The following is a 19,251-nucleotide window of genomic DNA, read 5'->3' on the forward strand; positions in this document are numbered from 1 at the left end:
CGGCCCTGCAACTTCGAGAAGGCGCAGCCGGCCGGAGACTGAGCTCCGCCGGCCTTGTGCTTTCCGGTGGTCAGGCCAGCGGCTCCCAGCCCGGAGGAGCGGGCTCGGGAATTCTGAACAGGGGCGTTGAGTGGATTATCCGCGCGACATCGGCATGATTGCCGCGAGCGAGGAGAGACCATGAGCAGACGACCGCGCCGGGGCCACAGCCCGGCCTTCAGGCGAAGGTGGCGCTGGCCGTCCTCAGGGGCGAGAAGACGCTCGCCGAACTGGCACAGCAATTTGACGTTCATCCGAACCAGATCACTCAATGTCGCACGCAGCTTCTGGAAGGCGCCTTCGGCGTTTTCGGCGCTGTCGCCCCCGCCAAGGTGGCTCCGGTGGTGGATGTGAAAAGCCTGTATGCGAAAATCGCCGAGCGGACGCAGTCTTCGTCGCATTCCTGCTGATCATCCTGCCCAATCTGGCAGCGACGACCCTCATATCGTCATCATGATCAGCGGCTCTGCAGAATACCCGCCCAATGCTTCCGCTCCGACTCGACCCGGGCGCGTCCGGCGTCACCACCCCATAGCTGCCAAGTGATCCAGCCAGCCGATGGTCTGTGGGGATCGGCCGATCCGGCCGCACGCTGGATCTTGGAATGTCGGGCGAACCAGCCCGCAATCACGCGCATTTCGGCTGCTTGCAGAGGATGGCGCCGGGCAAGCCCCTCGGCGCGAGCGATTCCCACTGCCGCTCCTCCGCGCCCGAATCGCGTGCGAAGCGCAAGTCCGTCAGCCGCGATCGCAGCGAATGTGGGCGGGGGAACAAAGCCGAGACCGAGCGCGTCACGATCGGCGGGATCGGTCCAGGGATCGTCGAAGAGGCTCATGATCTCAGGCACGTCGAGGTTCTTGATATTGCCCGTCTGGTTCTGAAGGACATCCATGCGGCTTTCCGTCGGTCTCCTGTTGGTTCATATTCTGGATCATGTGTCAGATGTAAAGAGTTCGGCGGTTCCAATGGATGAGGTCAGCATGCGTGACTCGACGGAGCCTTTCACCTGGCGCACCATCGTGGACGCCCGACTGGCCGAAATAGCTTTGGACTTCGGTGCAGCCTCTCCTGCACTGGGGCGGGCGATGGCCGAGGCAGCGCTGGCACCCGGCAAGCGGTTCCGCGCGATGCTGCTGCTGATCGCCGGTGAGGCGACGGGCGGTGCCGGCACGGCTCTCATCGACACGGCCTGCGCGGTCGAGTTGGTCCATACTGCGTCCCTCGTGTTCGACGACCTGCCCTGCATGGACGATGCCCAGACTCGCCGGGGGCGACCGACCACGCATCTGGTTCATGGCGCAAGCCGGGCGATCCTGGCGGGGATCGCGCTGGTGACCGAGGCGATGCGGCTGCTGGCCACCGCGCGCGAGACCGACGAGGCGACGCGCGCGCGGCTGGTCGCCGTGCTGGCCGGCGCTGTCGGTCCAGTTGGCTTGAGCGGCGGGCAGGATCTGGATCTTCACGCGCCCAAGCACGCGAGCGGGATCGAGCGTGAACAGGACCTGAAGACGGGCGCCCTGTTCGTCGCGGGGTTCGAGATGCTCGGTCTGATCCAGCGGCTGAACGCGGCGGATCGGACTAATCTCACCCTGTTGGGGAGGGGCTTGGGCCGAGCGTTTCAGTCCTACGACGACCTGCTGGATGTCGAGGCCTCCACTGGCACGCTGGGGAAGGACACGGGACGTGACGTCGTTGGGCCGGGGCCCGCTCGCGGTGTGCTGGCGGTGCGTGACCTGTCCTCGGCGAAGGCCCGCTACGACGCACAGCGCATCGAGATCGACGCCATTCTGGCAAACTGCAGGTTCGACAGCCGCCCGCTTGCCCTTTACATCGCGCGGGTGCTGCCGATCAGCGCAATCCGCGCCGCCTGATCTCAGCCTCGTGAGCGGGTCCAGAGGTCGTCCCGCGAGGCAGATCGGGGTGCAAGCCGCGAGAGGCCGGTGTCTGCTAGAGCCCGCATGGCGAGCCGTGCCTTGGCCGGGCCAGAGGTGCCGATGCGCTGCCGGTATGCTTTGGGGCCCCCCTTGCGGATGCGGGTGCCGATGGCGCGATAGATGCGAGCCGCAGCTGCGATCGACCAAGCGCAACGCGGGGGCAGCACGGGCAGCCCGGCGAGGGCCGAGGCATAGTAGGGCTCCGCCGCATCGAGAAGGCGCAGGATGACCGCGTATAGCTCGGGCGTCGGGACATCTCCGTCGATACTCGCCCCGGCCTCGTCTAGCCAGTCTCCAGGCAAATAGACCCGGCCGATGCGGGCATCGTCGATCACGTCGCGGGCAATGTTGGTCAGCTGGAACGCCAGCCCGAGATCGCAGGCGCGGTCCAGCACCGCTGGGTCGCGCACGCCCATCACCCGCGCCATCATCACGCCGACGACGCCGGCGACGTGGTAGCTGTAGTCGAGCGTATCGCTCAGCGTTTGATACTCCCGCCCGGCCACGTCCATGGCAAAGCCGTCGATCAGGTCCAAGGGCCAGCATTCGGGAAAATCGTGCCGCCGCGCGACCGCCCGCAGCGCGGCAAAGGGCGCGTTGACCGGGCCGCTGCCGTGCAGGGCATCCAGCGTGTCGGCCTTGAGACGCGCGAGCCGTTCGGCCGGATCGCCCCCCGCCTCGGGCGCGCTGCCAAGCACCTGCCCGTCCACCACATCATCGGCGTGGCGGCACCACGCATACAGCATGACCGTGTCTTCGCGGATGCCGGACGGCATCAGCTTCGCCGCCGCCGCGAAGCTTTGCGACCCTGCCGCAATGGCGGCCTGCGATTCGGCGACGGGCGCGCTCATGGGGCGCCTGCGTCGGCCAGCATCACGCCCGCCGTGGCCTTGGCGGAACCCACGACGCCGGGGATGCCCGCGCCGGGATGGGTGCCCGCGCCGACGATGTAGAAGTTGCGGATGCTGCGGTCACGGTTGTGGGGGCGGAACCATGCGGATTGCCGCAGGATCGGCTCGACCGAGAAGGCGCTGCCGTGATGGGCGTTCAGTTCCGATGCAAAATCGGCCGGCGAGAAGATGCGCTTGACCCGCAGGTTGGCGCGCAGGTCGGGGATCACCCGCTCCTCGACGCTGGCGAGGATGCGGTCGGCATAGGCTTCGCCCTCGGTGGCCCAATCAATGGCCGCGTGGCCGAGATGCGGGACGGGGGAGAGGACGTAGTGCGTGGACATGCCGGGCGGGGCGAGGCTGTCGTCGGTGACGCTCGGCGAATGAAGGTAAAGCGAGAAATCCTCGGCCAGCTTGGGGCCGCGGAAGATCTCGTTCACCAACTCGCGGTAGCGGGGGCCGAACAGGATGGTGTGGTGGGCGAGCCCCTCGGGTCGCGTCGACAGGCCGAAATGGATCACGAACAGCGACATGGACCACCGCTGGCGTTTCAGCAGCGCGGCCTTGGTCCGCCCGCGCCGGGTGACGCCCAGCAAGTCGCGGTAGCTGTGCATCACGTCGGCATTGCTGGCGACCATGTCGGCCTCAAGTCGGGCTCCATCGGTCAACAGAACCCCTGTCGCCCGCGCGCCTTGCGTCTCGATCCGCGCGACCTTGGCATTCAGGCGCAGCGTGCCGCCGAGCCGCTGAAACAGGGCGACCATGCCGGACACCAGCGCATTGGTGCCGCCCTTGGCGAACCAGACACCGCCGCGGCGTTCCAGCGCATGGATCAGAGCATAGATCGAACTCGTGGAAAACGGATTGCCGCCCACCAGAAGCGTGTGGAAGGAGAACGCCTGCCGCAGATGAGGGTCCTTGATGAAGCGCGCCACGACGCTGTGGACCGACCGATAGGCTTTCAGCCGCACCAGCGCGGGCGCGGCCTGCAGCATCTGCCCGAGCTTGAGAAACGGCACGGTGCCGAGGTGCAGGTAGCCCTCCTGATAGACCTGCTCGGCATAGTCGTGGAAACGCCGGTAGCCGTCGAGGTCGGCGGGGTTGAAACTGGCGATCTCGTGTTCCAGCGCGTCGCCATCGTTGACGTAATCGAAGCGCTTCCCGTCCGGCCAGAGCAGGCGGTAGAAAGGGCTGACCGGCAACAGGGTCACGTCGCGGCTCATATCCTGCCCGGTCAGCGCCCAAAGCTCGCGCAGGGAATCGGGGTCGGTGATGACGGTCGGCCCGGCGTCGAAGACATGGCCTTCCTCGCGCCAGACATAGGCGCGGCCGCCGGGCTTGTCTCGCGCCTCCAGCAGCGTCGTGGCGATGCCCGCCGATTGCAGGCGGATGGCGAGGGCGAGCCCGCCGAAGCCGGCGCCGATGACGATGGCGGTCCGCGCCGGGTTCGTGTGGAAGGTCACGGGCTTTCCTTCAGCAGCGGCGCTTCGCGCAGGCAGGGCAGCGCGTCGCGGATGGGAATGGGGGGCTTGCCGGTGACGATCCGCAGGCGGTCGAGACGCGTCAGCCGCCCGGCGTAGAAGCGTTCTATCAGCGGCTCGGGCAGGCGGTAAAAGCGCGACAGGACGCGGTGGCGTTCCGCGGGCGCGCAGCCGTGAAACAGCATCCGGTTCAACAGGCGCAGGAAGCGGTCGTCATTGGCGCGGCCGATGGCGTGCGCGCGCACGCCATTGAAGATGGCGGCGGTCGTCAGCGGATCGATGGCGGCCACCACGTCCGCCACTTGCGCGGCCACGGGCAGCGAGTAGCCCGTGACGGGATGGAACAGTCCCGCCCGCAGGCCGACCGGCACGGCGCTGCCTTCCGCCTCGGCCCAGAGGGCGGCCGCGTCATGGGCCAGCGCGATGGGCAGCACGCCTTTTTCTCGCCGGACCCGGCGGCCGGTCCAGCCATGATCGTGGGCATAGGCCATGACGGCGCGGGTGATCGCGTCCTCCTCCAGCGTGGCACCGTCGCTGTAGCGCGTATCCTCGATCAGCAGGCGCGTGGGCGAGAAGGGCAGCAGATAGACGAAGCGATAACCGTCCTGCTGCGGCACCGTCGCGTCCATGATGAGCGGGCGGGTCACGCCGTGAGGGGCGTCCATCTCGAATTCCAGCCCCACGAACTTCTGGTATCCGGTGACGAGATGGCGCGTGGGCGCCGCGCCGCGCCCGTCGATGATGCAGGGCGCGTCGATCCGGTCGCCGCCAACCGTCACGCCGCCTGCGTCAAGTGCCGTGATCCCGGTCCCCCAGCGCAGGGTGACGCCGGGCGTTTCTGCAAGAAGCCGGGTCAGCCCCATGCCGTCCATCGAGGCATAGCCCGCGCGCAGGCTGCGGGCGTGGTCGGGGAAACGCACGTCCTGTCCCTGCCAGCGGCAGCGGATCGCCGGGGAGAGGCGGCGGTGCCAATCCAGCCGCAGGTCAGGATCGTGGAAGGACCAGGTATGCGCCCCGGACGGCCCCGGCGCGCGGTCGAGCATCAGGATGCGCGCGCCCGGCCGCGCCTCGGCTACGGCCAGCGCGATCAGCGCATTGGCAAGGCCCGCGCCCGCGAGGATCAGGTCGGGCGTCATGCGGCGGCCCTGTGTGCCAGCCGCGCTTCGATCAGGTCGGCGGCGTGGGTGAAGCCTCCGGCGGCCGCGATCTCGGCGGCGGGGGCGGCCAGCGCGGCGCGATACGAGGGATCGGAAAGGACCACCGCCAAGGCCGCGCGGATTGTGGCGCGAGTGGCCCGCCGAGGCGGGACGACCCGCGCAGCGCCGTGAAACGACAAACGCGCGGCGGTCGCGGGCTGCTCGAAGGCCAGGGGGATCGCCACCATCGGCACCTGCGCCGCCGCGCAGTCCAGCACGGTGTTCAGCCCCGCGTGGGTGACGCAGGCCGCAGCCCGTGCCAGCACAGCGCGCTGGGGGAAGAAGTCACGGACGACATTGCGGCCGGGCAAAGCCTGCGCCTCGGCCTGGGTCAGCCCGCCGCAATGGGCGAGGGCAAGGCAGACCTCCAAATCCTCGGCCGCTTCGGCGATGGCCGCCAGCAGCGCCCTCCGTCCGCCCTGCAGGGTGCCGAACGAGGCGAAGACCAGCGGCCTGCCGCCTGTGTCCAGCGTAAACGCGTCTGCTGGGTCGTCCCGCAGCGGCCCGACCGCCCGAGCGCCTGCGCCGACGTGATGCGGGAAGTCGAGCGACGGCACCATCTGGCGCAGGTCGAGATCAGGCGAAATCCATTCGTCGATCCGCCACCGCAGCGGCAGGCGGTGAGCGCGGCAGCCCTCGGCCAAGGCCCGCGCTTGCAGGCTCATCAGCGCGTCGGCCACCCGCCAGCCGCCGCGATTGCGCTTGCGGCCGGCCTCGCCCGCAAGGAAGGGCCAGCCGACGAAGGGCGGCGGGATCGCCTCGTCGCGGTCCAGCGGCAGGGCCGAGGCGAGCGTCACGCGCGGGATGCCGGCCGCCTCGGCGGCGAGGCTCGCGCCCGGCTCGGCCTGATCGGCGATGACGAGATCGGGGGCGAGCCGCCCCAGCGCCTCCGGGCCGTGCTGGACGAAAGCGCGCGTGGCCGCGGCGGTCGCCCGCAAAGTGCGGACAAGACCGGCGGCGCGCAGATCGGGCTCTCGGGTGCCAAGGCTCTCGAATCCCAAGCCCTCGCGCGCCGCCAACGGGCCCAATCCCCCGCCGCCCACCATGCGGCAGTCATGCCCCCGCGCCGCCAGTGCCCGGGCGAGCGCGCCGTGGACAACAGCGTGGCTGGGCAGCGCAGGCAGACAGAAGGCGATGCGGGCCATGCGGGCTCAGTCCTCCGCGCGGTCGGCGCGCCATGCGTCGGGATGCCGGGACTGCCGCTGCCCCAAAACGCCTGACGTCTTCAGCCGCGCCTTCAGATCGTCCACCGGCGGCGCATAGACGAAGCCGAAGGACACGCAGTCGTCGCGACCCTCGACCGCGTGATGCAGGCGGTGGGCCTGATAGAGGCGGCGGAAATAGCCGCGCCGGGGGACATAGCGGAACGGCCAGCGCTGATGCACCAGCCCGTCATGGACGATGAAATAGATCACGCCATAGACGCTCATCCCCACGGCGACCCACCAGAGCCACGGCCACCAGCGGCTGCCGGTCATGAACAAGACGATCGACAGGCCGGCGAAGACGACGGCGTAAAGGTCGTTCTTCTCGAAGGAACCGTGCGTTTCCTCGTGATGCGACTTGTGCCAGCCCCAACCCATGGGGCCGTGCATGATCCAGCGGTGGACGGAATAGGCCACGCCCTCCATCACCGCGACGGTCAGGACGACAATCAGGATCGGGGCGAGGACGCTCACGGGCGAGTCCTGCGCGTCGAGGGCAGCCGCCACCACGGCACCGAGGGATGCAGATGGTGTTCGTGATGATAGCCGCCGAAGTGAAAGCAGGTCAGCAGCGAAAGCGGATCGCCGAGGCGGGTGGAGCGGGCGTTGTGCCGGTCGGGAAAGGCGTCATGCCCCGGCCGGTGCGGCAGCCACGTGCCAAAGACGAACAGCTGGATCGAGGCGAGAATCGACGGCACTGCCCAGAACGCGACATAGGGCCAGCGGGACCCGAGGATCAGCGCGTAAAGGATCGTCGAGCCGCCCAGCACCCAGAACTCGCGCCAGCCGAAATAGGTGCGGACGAAGGCGATATACCAGGCAACCGGCCCGCCATGGCCGAAGTCGGGGTCGTCATCCGTGCCGGCGTGGCGGTGATGGGCCATGTGCTTGACGATCAGCTTGCGCCAGGAGAACCCGGCATAGAGTAGAAGGGCGAGCGCGCCGATTGCCGCGTTGGCTGCCGGCCATCCGGGCACTATGGCCCCGTGCATGGCATCATGGGCGACGATGAACAGCCCGACAGAGAGCCAGGTCAGCCCGATGAGGCAAAGCACCGCCACGACGGGCCTAGCCGCGGCGTCCAGATGCCAGACGGCAAAGACGTGCAGGGCGGCCCAGGCGCAGATCACGCCGGCTGCCAGCGTGATGCCGACGAGGCCGGAGGAAGGGGAGCGTTTTAGCGTCTCGGACAAGCCTCGTCTCCCTTGCTCATCGTGTATCGACTGTCACAAACTAAAACAACAAGGCGGTGGTTTCCACCGAAAGCTTTGTCGTGCGCGCGCCTGGCCGCGAGCATCGCTCAGGCCAGTGGCGCGCGGCGAAGTGCGGCAAGATCACGCGAGCCGGTGCAGAACATGGCGATGCGAAGCTGCTCGACGACTTCTGACAGATGCACCGTCAGCGCCTCGGCGCCTTCGCGGGCGGCGGGCAGCGCGCCGGCCGCCTGTCCCGCCAGATCCGCGCCCAGTCGAACAGCACGGGCGACATCCAGCCCGTGCCGGACACCGCCCGATGCGATCAGCTTCGTGCCGGACCGCATCAGCGGTGCCATCGCGGCCACCGCCTCGGCGGTCGGGATGCCCCAGTCGAAAAAGGGCGCCGCAATCCGGCGCAGCCTGTCGTCGCCACGCTCGGCCCCGACCCGTGCCCAGCTTGTGCCGCCAAGGCCGGCCACGTCGAGAATTACCGCTCCGGCGTCCAGCAGCTTCTGACCAACCGAAGCGGACAGGCCCGCTCCGACCTCCTTCACGCCCAGCGGCACAGGCAGGGCGCGGGCCAGCGCCTCGATCCGGGTCAGCAGCCCCGAGAAGTCACGGTCGCCGCCCGACTGGATCGCTTCCTGCAGCGGGTTCAGGTGCAACATCAGCGCGTCGGCCTCCAGCATGTCGACCGCGCGGCGTGCCTCGTCCAGCCCCATGCCCCTCCCAAGCTGAACCGCACCGAGGTTTCCGAGGATGGGGACATTCGGCGCTTTCGCCCGCAACTCGCGGCCGAGGCCGCCTGCGCCGCGCCCCTCAATTGCGACTCGCTGCGATCCGACCGCGAGCGCCAACCCGAGAGCGCCGCAGGCTTCGGCGATGACAAGGTTAATGCGGCCGGCCTCGCGCGGCCCTCCGGTCATGGCGGACACCATCAGCGGCGCGGCAAGCCTGCGGCCGAGAAACAGGGCTCCAGTGTCGATCTCTTCCAGCGAAAGCTCCGGCAGCGCGTTGTGGACGAAGCGGATCGCGTCAAATCCCGTGCCGCGGGTGTCCTGCACACCGCGGCCCGCGGTCACAATCGCAATGTGCTCGGACTTCCGCTCTGCGATGTCGTCCATCCGGTCTCCGATGCCGATCAGGGGCGGTCAATCCACACGATAGGCGCGGACGAAGGATTCCACCACGTGGTCAAGATAGGCGTCTCCATCCAGGGGATAATCGCGCGCGCCGCCGAGTTCCTTCTGGTGCAGCGCGCCCAGCAGAAGCGGAGAGGCGAGTGTCAGCGCGGCCATGCGCGTGTCCACGGGCCGCATCTCGCCCCGCGCGACATGAGCGTCGAAGCGTTCGGTCAGGGCGATGACGAATGGCTCGAACATCGACTCGATGAAGGCGGGACCGAGGAGGTCGTCGCCCATCCCCTCGACCATCCCCATCGCGAGCACGCCCGCAACGCCATGTTGCGTGAGCACGGTCCATGACAGCGCCGCGGCCTCGCGCACCGAGGTTTCGAAGTCGGGACCGGGGATCCGGGTCGCCTGGAACTGGCCCTGCCCGCGCTCGCCAGACTGGGCGAAAACCGCCAGCACAATGTCGTTCCGCTTGCCGAAATAATGGTTGAGGGTCGAGACGCTGCATCTGGCGGCCGCCGCTAGTTCGCGCAGGGTCGGCCGCATCGCGTCTCGCTGCGACAACCTGGCCTTGAGCCGGTCAAGCAATTTCGCCCGGCGCTCGTCAAAGCGCGCGTTACGGGCACCCTTGGGCCTCACTTGCCTCTCTCCCCGATCCACCGGTCTCACGCCGGCTTCCTGCACCCTCAGCGCAGGACCACTCTGGCGGTGCCGAGCACGAAGCCATCGTGAATGATGAGAGCCACGGTGAATTCGGCCAACGCGCCGGTCGCGATGATCAACCAGCGCGGCAGACTATGCGCCGCCAGGAAGCCGAAGGCAACGAATGCGGTATCGCTCAGCGCGTTCACGATGCTGTCGCCGCGATAGACGTTGAGGCTGCCGGGATCGTTGAAGAGCGCGATCACGGCAGGGGTGTTCTCGACCACCTCCCAGACGCCGCTGCACGCGATCACCATGATGAACCGCCTGCGGAGCGGCCATTCCGGGCAGATCGCCCGCGCCGCGAAATAGAGCGCCGCGCCCGAGATGGCGTGCAGCGCCGAATAGAAATCCGCCAGATGCTGCGAATTGTCAGCCGTGAGCGTGCTGCCGCTCCACCATTGCAGCGGCACGCCGTCAGGCAGGACGCCGCGGCCAAGAAGCAAAAGCCACAGGACAACCGCCCCGTTCACCAGCAGGATGCCGAGCGCGACCTCCAGCGCCGGTGGAGTGGCGAGCAAGGACAGAGGCGGGCGACGGGCAAGCCCCGCTCGGCGATCCGTGTCGTCATAGTGCAAAAGGCTGCGCCCTCCTCGCCGGCGAACGGGCCGCTCACTCGGCTCTCAGCACGGCGGCGGGTCTGACGCTCAACGCCCGGAGCGCGAAGGCCAGTTCCGCTGCCAGCGTCGCAAGGACGCCGCCCGCCACGAGAGCCGCCGCATTGGACCAGATCTCCGCGTAGTCGGTGTCCAGCACGAAGCGCGCGACCACCCAGCCGCCCGCCACCCCGGCGGCGATCGCGGCCAGCCCGGCGAGCAGCCCCAGCAACGCCGCGCGGATTGCGAAACTGGCGAGGATTACCGCGCGGCTCGCTCCCAGGGTCTTGAGGATCGCCGCCTCGTAGCGGCGGCTGCGGGCGCCGGCCAGTGCGGTGCCGATCAGGACGGCGAAGCCCGTGACCAGCGTGGCCGCCGCGCCCCAGCGCACCGCCGCTGCGATGCCCGCGAGAAGCTGCGACACCCGCTCGATCGCCTCGCCCACGGGGATGCCGGTGACGTTCGGCCAGCGGTCCGCCACCTCGCGCAGGATCGCGCTTTCGGCCTCCGGTTCGGCATAGACGGTAGCAATCCAGCTGTGCGGCGCGCCCCTGAGTGCTGCGGGATTCATCGACATGACGAAGCCGATGCCCGCATTGCGGAAATCCACCTGCCGGAACGAGGCGATGGTGCCGGTGATGTCGCGCCCCATGATGTTGACGGTCAGCGTGTCGCCGAGGGAAAGACCCAACTCCGCCCCTTCCTCGGCCGAGAAGCTGATGAGCGGCGGTCCGTCATAGCCAGGCGGCCACCATTCACCCGCCGTGATCGTGGTGCGCGCCGGCGGGTTTTCGGAATAGGTCACGCCCCGGTCGCCCCGGATGACCCAGTGGTCGCCCGCGATCTCGGCCGCGGGACGGTCGTTGATCGCCGTGATGACGCCGCGCAGCATGGGCGCGGCCTCGACGCGGGTGACGGCGGAGTTGCCGCGGACCAGCGCGTTGAAGCTGTCGATCTGGTCGGGTTGCAGGTCCACGAAGAAGAAGGACGGGGCGAGCGCCGGCATCTCGCGCGCGATCGCGTTGCGCAGCGTGCCGTCGATCTGCCCGACCGCCGCGAGCACCGCGAGACCGAGGCCCAGCGACAGCACGACGGCCGAAGCCTCGCCGCGCCGCGTCCGAACGGCGCCGAGTGCCAGCCGCAGCGCCGGGCGAGTGCGTGCCAGCGGTGTCAGTGCCCGCGCGAGGGGGGCCGTCAGCAGGGCGCAGGCGGCCAGCAGCGCCAGCGCCCCGGCGATGCCGCCCAGCGTCCACAGCGTCAGCCGCCAGTCGCCCGAGAACGCCGCCGCGGCGACCACCAGCGCCAGCACTGCGGCGGCGATCATCCCCAGATAGCCCGCCCGCGGCACCCGCCGCCCCGGCGCCACGGCCGAGCGGAACAGGATCGCCGCCCGCGTCTCGGCCGCCAGCGCGAGCGGCCACAGCGTGAAGATCAGCGCCGCGAGAACGCCATAGATCGCCGCCTCGCCCAACGGAGCGGGGTAGATGCCGAAGGCCGCCGGGATTGGGAGGCGCGACTGGATCAGCGGCGCGATCAGCAGGGGCAGCCCCGCACCCAGAGCCAGCCCTATCGCGACGCCGATCAGGGTCAGCGCGCCGATCTGCAGCAGATAGATCAGGAAGACCATTCCCCGGCTCGCCCCAAGGGTCTTGAGCGTGGCGATGGTGGGGACCTTCTCATCGAGATAGGCGCGCACCGCCGCCGCAATGCCGACGCCACCCACCGCGAGGCCGGATAGCCCGATCAGGACGAGGAACGCCCCTAGCCGCTCGACGAAGGTCGAAAGCCCCGGCGCGCCGTCGCGCGCGTCGCGCCAGCGCGGGGCCACGCCTTCCAGCGCCGCCGTCACCTCGGCCTGCGCCGCGTCCAGATCGGTGCCGGGCGGCAGCAGCAGCCGGTATTGCGATTCAAACAGGGTCCCCGGCGCCAGCAGCCCGCTTTGCGCCAGATCGGCGGTCCGCAGGATGGTGATGGGGCCGAGCGCGAGGCTTTCGCCGGCGTTGTCGGGGAAGCTCACGAGGATCGCGGACAGTGTGAATTCCTGCTCGCCCAACCGGAAGCGGTCGCCGGGCGCAAGGCCCAGACGCTCGGCGAGCGCGTGCTCCATGACCGCGCCGGGCAGGCCGCCGCCGGGCGCAAGCGCCCGGTCCAGCGGCATCGGCGGATCGAGCGCCACGGCGCCCAACAGCGGATAGGCGTCGTCCACCGCCTTCACATGCGTCAGCACGCGCTCGGTCCCGCTTGCACCGTCAACGGTCGCCATAGACCGGAACTCGGCCGTCTCGGACACGGCGGCAGCGATCCGCTCCAGCGCCGCGCGCTCCTCCGTCGTGGCGAAGCGGTAGTGGAGTTCGACCTCGGCATCACCGCCCAGAAGCCGCGCGCCATCGCGGGCCAGCCCTGCCTCGATCGCGGCGCGCACCGTGCCCACTGCCGCCAGCGCCGCGACGGCGAGCGCGAGGCAGATCAGGAAGATGCGGAACCCGCCAAGCCCGCCGCGCATCTCGCGCAGGGCGATGCGGGCGGCGACGCGCAGGCCGCTCACGCAGCCGGCTCCAGCCGTCCGTCGCGCAGCCGGATGGTGCGGGTGCAGCGCGCGGCAAGGTCCGGCGCGTGCGTGACCATGACCAGCGTGGTGCCGCGCGCGCGGACCATGCCGAACAGCAGATCGGCGATCTGCGCCCCCGTCGCCTCGTCCAGATTGCCGGTCGGCTCGTCCGCCAGAAGGATCGTGGGCCGGGGCGCGAGCGCGCGGGCCAGCGCCACCCGCTGCTGCTCGCCCCCCGACAATTGCGCCGGGTAGTGGTGGGCGCGGTCGCGCAGGCCCACGGCATCGAGCCCTGCCGCGGCCAGCTCAGGCGCGTCGGGGCGGCGGGCGAGTTCCAGCGGGACCGCCACGTTCTCCAGCGCCGTCATGGTCGGGATCAGGTGAAAGCTCTGAAACACGATGCTGAGGTTCTCGCGCCGGAACCGCGCCAGCGCATCCTCACCCATCGCGGACAGGTCGTGCCCCAGCGCCCGCACGCGCCCGCCTGTCGCCCGCTCGAGCCCGCCCATCAGCATCAGCAGCGACGACTTGCCAGACCCCGAGGGGCCGACAAGCCCGACCGTCTCGCCCGAAGCCACCTCCAGCGTAATCCCGCGAAGGATCTCCACCGGTCCGGCACCGGAACGCAGGGTCAGGCGCACATCCTCCAGCGACAGAACCGGTTGCGGCATCGTGCGTTCCTTTGACAGTCCCGGCAGCGCCGGGGAAAAGGGACACGGCGCCACGCGGCACCGATCACAGGAAAACCGGAGATCCGCAATGCTCGCGCGCCTGCTCGCCATCACGATCCTGTCCGCATTGCCCGCTGCGGCCCAGCCCGTGACGGTGGCCGCGCTGGGGGACAGCCTGACGCAGGGCTATGGGCTGCCGCAGGAAGCCGGGCTGGTGCCGCAGCTTCAGACGTGGTTGCGCGAGCGCGGGGCCGACGTGACGCTGATCAACGCGGGGGTATCGGGCGACACCACAGCAGGAGGGCTCAGCCGGGTGGAATGGACGCTGACGCCAGAGGTGGACGGGCTGATCGTGGCGCTTGGCGGCAATGATCTGCTGCGCGGGATCGACCCCGCCGTCAGTCGGGCCAATCTCGCCGGCATCCTCGAGGCCGCACGCGATGCGGACATTGGCGCCATGCTGATCGGGATCGAGGCGCCGCCGAACTATGGCGAGGACTACCGGGCGGCGTTCAACGCGATCTACACCGACGTCGCCGCCGCCCATGACGTTCCGGCGATCCCGTCGATGCTGGCGCCGATCGTGGCGGCGCCGGAACCGCTGGCGCTGATGCAGCCCGACGCGATTCATCCGAACGCTGAAGGCGTGAGGGTGATCGTCGAGGGGATCGGGCCAGAGGTGCTGGCGTTTGTGGACAGCCTCGGAGCGTGCGAGGGTGGATGCATCGCCGAACAATGATCGCTTGACGGCTGGCACCAACCCGGCCTGGCTCGCCGCACCGCGCTCTCCGGCCGCCGCCCTGCGCGGTCAGTTCGCCGCCTGCTCTTGGGCCGGATCATAGGTCTGAGGCGGCTGCGCGGTGTCCTGCAGCGTCGAGACATCCGTGCCGGCAGCGGTCAGCGCCTCTTCGGCGGCCTGGCGGTCGCCCGCGTCCAGTTCCAGCGTGCGGGAAAGTATCCAGGCGAAGCCCGATTCAGGCGAACGGACGGCCGACCATGAGTAGACGTCGCCCTCCATCTCTCCGACCGCGACCACGACGTAGTTGACGCGGGCCTCGTCCGGGGACTGCGGGAACTGGACGTCGAAGGTGTTCAGGTTCCCGTTCACGACCTCGGCCGTGCCCTCGACGCCCACGACCTCGCCGCCGGCGACATCGCAGCGGTTGAGGACTCGCAGCGTCTGCGTGTCGATCAGCTCGTAAAGCGCGGTCGTGCCGCCTTCGCAGGCGGCTTGGAACGGCGCCGGAACGCTGGCAATTTCATACCAGACGCCGGTGTAGGCCTGCGGATCGATCTCGGTCCCGGAGACGGTTCCGGCCTCCTGCGCCAAGGCGGCAGCGGCGGCAAGCATCAGGGCCGATACGGCGCAAGGCAGCTTCATGGCGTGTCCTTCCTTGCAGAATGTGTCGCGGTTAAACAGGCCCGCAGCCGTGCAGTTCCGTCACGGGAACGTGGCCTGGCCGTCGGCGTTCGGGTGCTTGCAGATCGGCGGCCCGCGCCAATCCGATGCCTCACGCCTCTGGCTCCCGCCCTGTGACTTCCTTCAGGGTCAGGGTGTCAGCCCGCCACGACCGACCGGGCAAGCCGCAGGTCCTCGATCAGCTCCGCGCGCGCAGCCTTGGCGGCGCCCGCATCCGGCAGGCGCAGGATGTAGGACGGATGCCAGCTGATCAGGACCGGCCCCTCCGCCGTTTCCTCCATCCGGCCGCGGCGGCGGATCATGGCGTCCTTCCGACCGGTCAGGGCCAAGGCTGCCGTGCCGCCCAGGGCCACCGTGAGTTGCGGCTGCACGAAGCCGCGCTCCAGCCCCAGCCACCATTTGCAGGCCTGCACCTCATCCCCGTTGGGCGTCTGATGCAGGCGGCGCTTGCCGCGCGGGGTGAACTTGAAGTGCTTCACCGCATTGGTGATCCAGGTTCGCCCCCGATCGATGCCGGCGGCCTGCATGGCCCCGTCCAAAACCTGCCCTGCGCGGCCGACGAAGGGGCGGCCCGCCAGATCCTCCTGATCGCCGGGCTGCTCGCCCACGATCATCAGCCGGGCATCGGGCAGGCCCTCGCCGAACACCGCCTGCGTGGCGTTTCGGCACAGGTCGCAGCGGGTGCAGAGCTGGCACCCGGCGCGGGCGTCATCGAGCGTTTCGATGACCTGGGGCGCCTGCGGCATGGCGGCGCGGTAGCCATCGGTGATCGCGGCGGCGCGGGTCGGGGCCACCGTTGCGGCGGCGGCGCGCATCCCGTCGACGCGTGCCTCGGCCCCGGCCAGCATCGCCGGGATCTGCGCGGTCTCGGGCATGTTCTTCCAGTATTTCCGCGGCATGTGCTGGCGCATCGAGTCGAGCTTGATCCGCGCCGGGTTGAAGATGTTGGCGAAGTAGGTCGCCCAGAGCGCCTCGGCCGCGTCGTCGGGCAGGTCGGGTCGCGGGGCGCCGGGCGCAAAGGACAGCGCGCCGTCCTGCCAGAGTGCGCTGAGATCCGGGGTGTGGATCGCCCAGTCCATGTCCGCGAAGCGGCGGCAGAAGAAACCGGCATTGGCCTCGACGATGCGGTGCTCGGGCTCGAACCATGCCGCGAAACGGCGGCGGAGGCCATCGCCGGGAAGCTCGCGGAAGCGGACGAAAGCGCGCATCTTGTGGATGTCGCGCCGGACGGACTTGCGCAGCACCTCAAGCTTGCGGACCAGCGGATCGGCCTCATCCGCCAGAAGGTGCGGCTGGTCCTGAAGACGCATGAGCGCCTGATAAAGCAGACCCGGTGAAGCCGGATCGCGGTGCAGGATCGCGCGATCCGCCAGATCGAGGAAGGCGCGCGGCACCTTCAGCGCGCGGCCCTCGCCGGCCGGCAGGGGCTGCGCGTCGAACAGGCCCTGATCGGCCTCGCCCACGACCCACTCGATCTCCGAAGGGGGCACGTCATGCGAGGCGAGCCTACGCGCCGCATCGCGCCAGACGTCCATCGTCCCCGTTTCGGGCAGGACGACCCGGTGCATCAGAACAGGCTCAACTGCTGCGGTGGGGGCGCGAAGCGGGCGCGCAGGTTGTCGGCATCGGTGAGGCCGCCGGGGGACCAGCCGGGCAGGCTGACGAAGGGTCTGGCCTTGGTCATCGACGCGCCGATGCGGACGAGGTCGTCCCATTCCAGCGTCCGGTGACGGCGCGCCGACAGGATGCGGTCCACCGTCTTCGTGCCGAAACCGGGGACGCGCAGCAACTGCTCGCGGCTGGCGCGGTTCACGTCTACCGGGAAATCCTCGCGATGCGCCAGCGCCCAGCCGAGCTTGGGATCGACGCCAAGGTCCAGCATCCCGTCCGGGGTGGCCGAGGCGATTTCTTCCGCCTCGAAACCATAGAAGCGCATCAGCCAGTCGGCCTGGTAGAGCCGGTGCTCGCGGATCAGCGGAGGCTTCACCAAAGGCAGCATGGCCGAGGAGTCGGGAATGGGCGAAAACGCCGAATAATAGACGCGCTTGAGCCCATAGCTTGCGTAAAGCCGGGCGCTGGTGTTCAGGATCGTTGCGTCGCTCGCCCCGTCCGCGCCCACGATCATCTGCGTAGACTGCCCCGCCGGTGCAAAGCGCGCCGGGCGCTTGCCGGTGTGGCTTGTCTCGCGGCTTGCCTCGCGCGCGCCGCGCACGCGGGCCATGGCGGTGCGGATCGTCTCGGGGCGCTTTTCCGGCGCGAGCGCGCGGATGGACTCGTCCTGCGGCAGCTCGATGTTGATCGAGAGGCGGTCGGCATAGAGCCCGGCCTCGTCGATCAGTTCCGGCGATGCGTCGGGGATGGTCTTGAGATGGATGTAGCCTTTGAAGCCGTGCTCCTCACGCAGCGTCTTCGCGATCCGGACCATGTCGGCCATGGTGTGGTCGGGGCTGCGGATGATGCCCGAGGACAGGAACAGCCCCTCGATGTAGTTGCGGCGATAGAACTCCAGCGTGAGCGATACGACCTCCTCGACCGAGAAGCGGGCGCGTTCGACGTTGCTGCTGACGCGGTTCACGCAATAGGCGCAGTCGAAGATGCAGAAGTTCGTCATCAGGATCTTGAGAAGGCTGATGCATCGCCCGTCCGGCGTGTAGGCGTGGCAGATGCCCGACCCCTCGGTCGAGCCCAGCCCACCCTTGCGCGAATCGCGCCGCTCGGTCCCGCTGGACGCGCAGGAGGCATCGTATTTCGCCGCGTCCGATAGGATCGCGAGCTTGCGGGCAAGGTCGGGTTTCATCGCTTACCGGGTTAACACGCGGGACCGAACAATTCAAGAACATCGATCTGAATGGCTCGAAACCTGCATTCCCGCGGCACCTGCCAAGACGTGGCCTCCGGCCAAGCCCTGCACTTCAACTTCAAGCCACCGCAGACCTGCCAATCTTGCGAAAGCCTGTCAAAGCGGAACCGTCGCCTGATCGTCCTTGTAGTCCTTCTTGGGATCGATCCCCAGCAGCGACTTGACTCCCGCGACCAGGCTGGAACCATCAAGCCAGATCTCCGCCTCTTCGGCGTCCAGCCGCAAGAGCCGCAGCTTGGGATCGTGCTTACCGTTCTCGAACCACGCCTCGACCATCGGGTTCCACAGCTTCTCAACCATCGCGCGGTCCTGCGACACCGACAGGTCTCCGCGGACGGATGCGTAAAGCTCGCCCTTGATGGCCACGGTCGCGATCGCGCGGCGACCTTCGCGGACAGCATCGACGATATGGTTGTCGGAGGAGGTGAAGAACCAGATCGGGCTGCGGTCCTTGTCGATCTGGGCGGCCATCGGGCGGGCAAAGCCGTCCTCCACGCCGTCCACACCCAGCATCATCACGGGGTCGGACCTCAACGCTTTCCAGAATCGGGCTTCGATCTGCTTGTCATCGGCCATCAGGCGTCTCCTGCTGGAATTCAAGGGGGAACTGGGCATGCTGGACCACGGTCCAGTCATCATGGCCACGACGGCGGTAGACCGAGGTGCAGGCGGCCTCGAAGCGAGCCTCGCCCTTGGCCGCGGCAACGCGGTAGCCGATGACGATCAGCCCTTCTTCCGGGCGCCTCACCTCTCGTCCGGCAAACGCAACCTCGTCCCATTCTGGGGTCTGGCTCACCGCATCGACCGCTGTCCGCCCAGCGAATATGTGCGGCGCGCGGCTCAGCGACATGATGCAGTCGGGATCGACCCGCTCGCGATAGCGCACATCGCTCGCGCGCCACAGACTCTCTTCGAAGCGCCAGACCCGTTCGTCGTCCATCGCGGCCCCCGTCATTGGTGAGCTTCAACGAGCAGCCGGGCATGTCGTTCCATCCGCCACAGGTTTTTTTGGCGCAGGTGTGACACGTCAAGGGCAGGCCGAGCCGCAAGAACGGGGAAGAGACCGCGAGCAGAATGCCATGTTTGTCGGGCTGAATGTGACCCCGGCAACGATGAGCCCGCTCGACGGCTTCCGGCGGGCGTCCGCGCCTGTCTCGAGGGGGGCTACTCGGAAGCCGAGGTCCACGCCAGGGTTGCCACCAACGCGGCCACGTTCATCAGGCTGCACGCCTCATACGCCTCACACCACTCACACGGCCTCCCAGATAAGGGTCAGTCGGTGCGTGGCAGTGTCCCAGCGGTTGGTGTAGGAGGCCGCGCGCGGAGCCCCGGCGTAGCGCAGCGCGCGGCCGGGCGTGACGCTGGCGGCCATCGCCGATC

Annotated in this window: 19 protein-coding genes and 1 pseudogene; 3 read left to right on the forward strand and 17 right to left on the reverse strand. The window is 68.9% G+C overall.

What is annotated here, in order from left to right:
* Positions 1-180: 180 nt before the first annotated feature.
* Positions 181-425 (forward strand): annotated as a pseudogene (locus tag KTN05_RS15670) (transposase); the annotation flags it as partial.
* A gap of 71 nt (positions 426-496) precedes the next feature.
* On the opposite strand, the gene KTN05_RS15675 reads toward KTN05_RS15670, so the two are convergent.
* Entirely contained in the window at positions 497-931 is a 435-nt protein-coding gene (locus tag KTN05_RS15675; RefSeq protein ID WP_217330329.1) for a hypothetical protein, read from the reverse strand.
* Here KTN05_RS15675 and KTN05_RS15680 point away from each other — a divergent pair.
* Positions 930-1,910 (forward strand): polyprenyl synthetase family protein, encoded by a 981-nt coding sequence (locus KTN05_RS15680; protein WP_217330330.1) that lies wholly within the window; start codon positions 930-932, stop codon positions 1,908-1,910. The two genes, KTN05_RS15675 and KTN05_RS15680, sit on opposite strands and share 2 nt — an antisense overlap.
* A 2-nt stretch (positions 1,911-1,912) precedes the next feature.
* On the opposite strand, the gene KTN05_RS15685 is transcribed toward KTN05_RS15680, so the two are convergent.
* The 11 genes from KTN05_RS15685 to KTN05_RS15735 all read right to left on the reverse strand — a co-directional run bounded on the left by KTN05_RS15685 (position 1,913) and on the right by KTN05_RS15735 (position 13,591).
* Positions 1,913-2,824 carry a phytoene/squalene synthase family protein gene (locus tag KTN05_RS15685; RefSeq protein WP_217330331.1) on the reverse strand — a complete coding sequence of 304 codons (912 nt, stop codon included), beginning with the start codon at positions 2,822-2,824 and terminating at the stop codon, positions 1,913-1,915.
* A complete protein-coding gene (locus tag KTN05_RS15690) occupies positions 2,821-4,326 on the reverse strand; it encodes a phytoene desaturase (RefSeq protein WP_217330332.1) in 1,506 nt (501 codons plus the stop codon). Before KTN05_RS15690 ends, KTN05_RS15685 begins: the two co-directional genes overlap by 4 nt.
* The gene (crtY, locus tag KTN05_RS15695) at positions 4,323-5,480 is read right to left on the reverse strand and encodes a lycopene beta-cyclase CrtY (protein ID WP_217330333.1); all 1,158 of its coding nucleotides are present in this window, start codon (positions 5,478-5,480) and stop codon (positions 4,323-4,325) included. The genes KTN05_RS15690 and crtY overlap by 4 nt, the downstream gene beginning before the upstream one ends.
* Entirely contained in the window at positions 5,477-6,685 is a 1,209-nt protein-coding gene (locus tag KTN05_RS15700; protein WP_217330334.1) for a glycosyltransferase, read from the reverse strand. Before KTN05_RS15700 ends, crtY begins: the two co-directional genes overlap by 4 nt.
* A gap of 6 nt (positions 6,686-6,691) precedes the next feature.
* Complete coding sequence (locus KTN05_RS15705; RefSeq protein ID WP_217330335.1) at positions 6,692-7,219, reverse strand: sterol desaturase family protein; 528 nt, start codon at positions 7,217-7,219, stop codon at positions 6,692-6,694.
* The gene (locus KTN05_RS15710) at positions 7,216-7,938 is read right to left on the reverse strand and encodes a fatty acid desaturase (protein ID WP_217330336.1); all 723 of its coding nucleotides are present in this window, start codon (positions 7,936-7,938) and stop codon (positions 7,216-7,218) included. The genes KTN05_RS15705 and KTN05_RS15710 overlap by 4 nt, the downstream gene beginning before the upstream one ends.
* A gap of 107 nt (positions 7,939-8,045) precedes the next feature.
* Entirely contained in the window at positions 8,046-9,065 is a 1,020-nt protein-coding gene (gene fni / locus KTN05_RS15715; RefSeq protein WP_217330337.1) for a type 2 isopentenyl-diphosphate Delta-isomerase, read from the reverse strand.
* Positions 9,066-9,092: 27 nt separating this feature from the next.
* Complete coding sequence (locus tag KTN05_RS15720) at positions 9,093-9,620, reverse strand: TetR/AcrR family transcriptional regulator (RefSeq protein WP_217330346.1); 528 nt, start codon at positions 9,618-9,620, stop codon at positions 9,093-9,095.
* 140 nt (positions 9,621-9,760) lie between these two features.
* A complete protein-coding gene (locus KTN05_RS15725) occupies positions 9,761-10,297 on the reverse strand; it encodes a DUF2585 family protein (protein ID WP_217330338.1) in 537 nt (178 codons plus the stop codon).
* 91 nt (positions 10,298-10,388) lie between these two features.
* The gene (locus tag KTN05_RS15730; RefSeq protein WP_217330347.1) at positions 10,389-12,875 is read right to left on the reverse strand and encodes an ABC transporter permease; all 2,487 of its coding nucleotides are present in this window, start codon (positions 12,873-12,875) and stop codon (positions 10,389-10,391) included.
* Positions 12,876-12,913: 38 nt separating this feature from the next.
* The gene (locus KTN05_RS15735) at positions 12,914-13,591 is read right to left on the reverse strand and encodes an ABC transporter ATP-binding protein (protein ID WP_217330339.1); all 678 of its coding nucleotides are present in this window, start codon (positions 13,589-13,591) and stop codon (positions 12,914-12,916) included.
* 88 nt (positions 13,592-13,679) lie between these two features.
* Here KTN05_RS15735 and KTN05_RS15740 point away from each other — a divergent pair, with 88 nt between their 5' ends.
* Complete coding sequence (locus KTN05_RS15740) at positions 13,680-14,330, forward strand: arylesterase (protein WP_217330340.1); 651 nt, start codon at positions 13,680-13,682, stop codon at positions 14,328-14,330.
* 69 nt (positions 14,331-14,399) lie between these two features.
* Here KTN05_RS15740 and KTN05_RS15745 read toward each other — a convergent pair whose 3' ends face one another.
* The 5 genes from KTN05_RS15745 to KTN05_RS15765 form a co-directional block, all read right to left on the reverse strand.
* Positions 14,400-14,972, reverse strand: a complete 573-nt coding sequence (locus tag KTN05_RS15745) for a lipocalin family protein (RefSeq protein ID WP_217330341.1) — start codon at positions 14,970-14,972, stop codon at positions 14,400-14,402.
* A gap of 176 nt (positions 14,973-15,148) precedes the next feature.
* Positions 15,149-16,579 carry a UdgX family uracil-DNA binding protein gene (locus KTN05_RS15750; protein ID WP_217330342.1) on the reverse strand — a complete coding sequence of 477 codons (1,431 nt, stop codon included), beginning with the start codon at positions 16,577-16,579 and terminating at the stop codon, positions 15,149-15,151.
* Positions 16,579-17,808, reverse strand: a complete 1,230-nt coding sequence (locus tag KTN05_RS15755; protein ID WP_217330343.1) for a putative DNA modification/repair radical SAM protein — start codon at positions 17,806-17,808, stop codon at positions 16,579-16,581. The genes KTN05_RS15750 and KTN05_RS15755 overlap by 1 nt, the downstream gene beginning before the upstream one ends.
* A 159-nt stretch (positions 17,809-17,967) precedes the next feature.
* Positions 17,968-18,447 (reverse strand): pyridoxamine 5'-phosphate oxidase family protein, encoded by a 480-nt coding sequence (locus tag KTN05_RS15760; protein ID WP_217330344.1) that lies wholly within the window; start codon positions 18,445-18,447, stop codon positions 17,968-17,970.
* Positions 18,437-18,811, reverse strand: a complete 375-nt coding sequence (locus tag KTN05_RS15765) for a hypothetical protein (protein WP_217330345.1) — start codon at positions 18,809-18,811, stop codon at positions 18,437-18,439. The genes KTN05_RS15760 and KTN05_RS15765 overlap by 11 nt, the downstream gene beginning before the upstream one ends.
* Positions 18,812-19,251: the final 440 nt, after the last annotated feature.

The organism is Paracoccus sp. Z118 (assembly GCF_019061185.1).
GTDB lineage: Bacteria > Pseudomonadota > Alphaproteobacteria > Rhodobacterales > Rhodobacteraceae > Paracoccus.

Excerpts from the sequence above, each read along its gene's own strand:
- KTN05_RS15685 (WP_217330331.1), bottom strand. The coding sequence starts at position 2,824 with ATGAGCGCGCCCGTCGCCGAATCGCAGGCCGCCATTGCGGCAGGGTCG.
- KTN05_RS15680 (WP_217330330.1), top strand. The coding sequence starts at position 930 with ATGCGGCTTTCCGTCGGTCTCCTGTTGGTTCATATTCTGGATCATGTG.
- KTN05_RS15735 (WP_217330339.1), bottom strand. The coding sequence starts at position 13,591 with ATGCCGCAACCGGTTCTGTCGCTGGAGGATGTGCGCCTGACCCTGCGT.
- KTN05_RS15720 (WP_217330346.1), bottom strand. The coding sequence starts at position 9,620 with ATGCGGCCGACCCTGCGCGAACTAGCGGCGGCCGCCAGATGCAGCGTC.
- fni (WP_217330337.1), bottom strand. The coding sequence starts at position 9,065 with ATGGACGACATCGCAGAGCGGAAGTCCGAGCACATTGCGATTGTGACC.
- KTN05_RS15765 (WP_217330345.1), bottom strand. The coding sequence starts at position 18,811 with ATGGACGACGAACGGGTCTGGCGCTTCGAAGAGAGTCTGTGGCGCGCG.
- KTN05_RS15750 (WP_217330342.1), bottom strand. The coding sequence starts at position 16,579 with ATGCACCGGGTCGTCCTGCCCGAAACGGGGACGATGGACGTCTGGCGC.
- KTN05_RS15755 (WP_217330343.1), bottom strand. The coding sequence starts at position 17,808 with ATGAAACCCGACCTTGCCCGCAAGCTCGCGATCCTATCGGACGCGGCG.
- KTN05_RS15675 (WP_217330329.1), bottom strand. The coding sequence starts at position 931 with ATGGATGTCCTTCAGAACCAGACGGGCAATATCAAGAACCTCGACGTG.
- crtY (WP_217330333.1), bottom strand. The coding sequence starts at position 5,480 with ATGACGCCCGACCTGATCCTCGCGGGCGCGGGCCTTGCCAATGCGCTG.
- KTN05_RS15740 (WP_217330340.1), top strand. The coding sequence starts at position 13,680 with ATGCTCGCGCGCCTGCTCGCCATCACGATCCTGTCCGCATTGCCCGCT.
- KTN05_RS15745 (WP_217330341.1), bottom strand. The coding sequence starts at position 14,972 with ATGAAGCTGCCTTGCGCCGTATCGGCCCTGATGCTTGCCGCCGCTGCC.
- KTN05_RS15730 (WP_217330347.1), bottom strand. The coding sequence starts at position 12,875 with ATGCGCGGCGGGCTTGGCGGGTTCCGCATCTTCCTGATCTGCCTCGCG.
- KTN05_RS15700 (WP_217330334.1), bottom strand. The coding sequence starts at position 6,685 with ATGGCCCGCATCGCCTTCTGTCTGCCTGCGCTGCCCAGCCACGCTGTT.
- KTN05_RS15760 (WP_217330344.1), bottom strand. The coding sequence starts at position 18,447 with ATGGCCGATGACAAGCAGATCGAAGCCCGATTCTGGAAAGCGTTGAGG.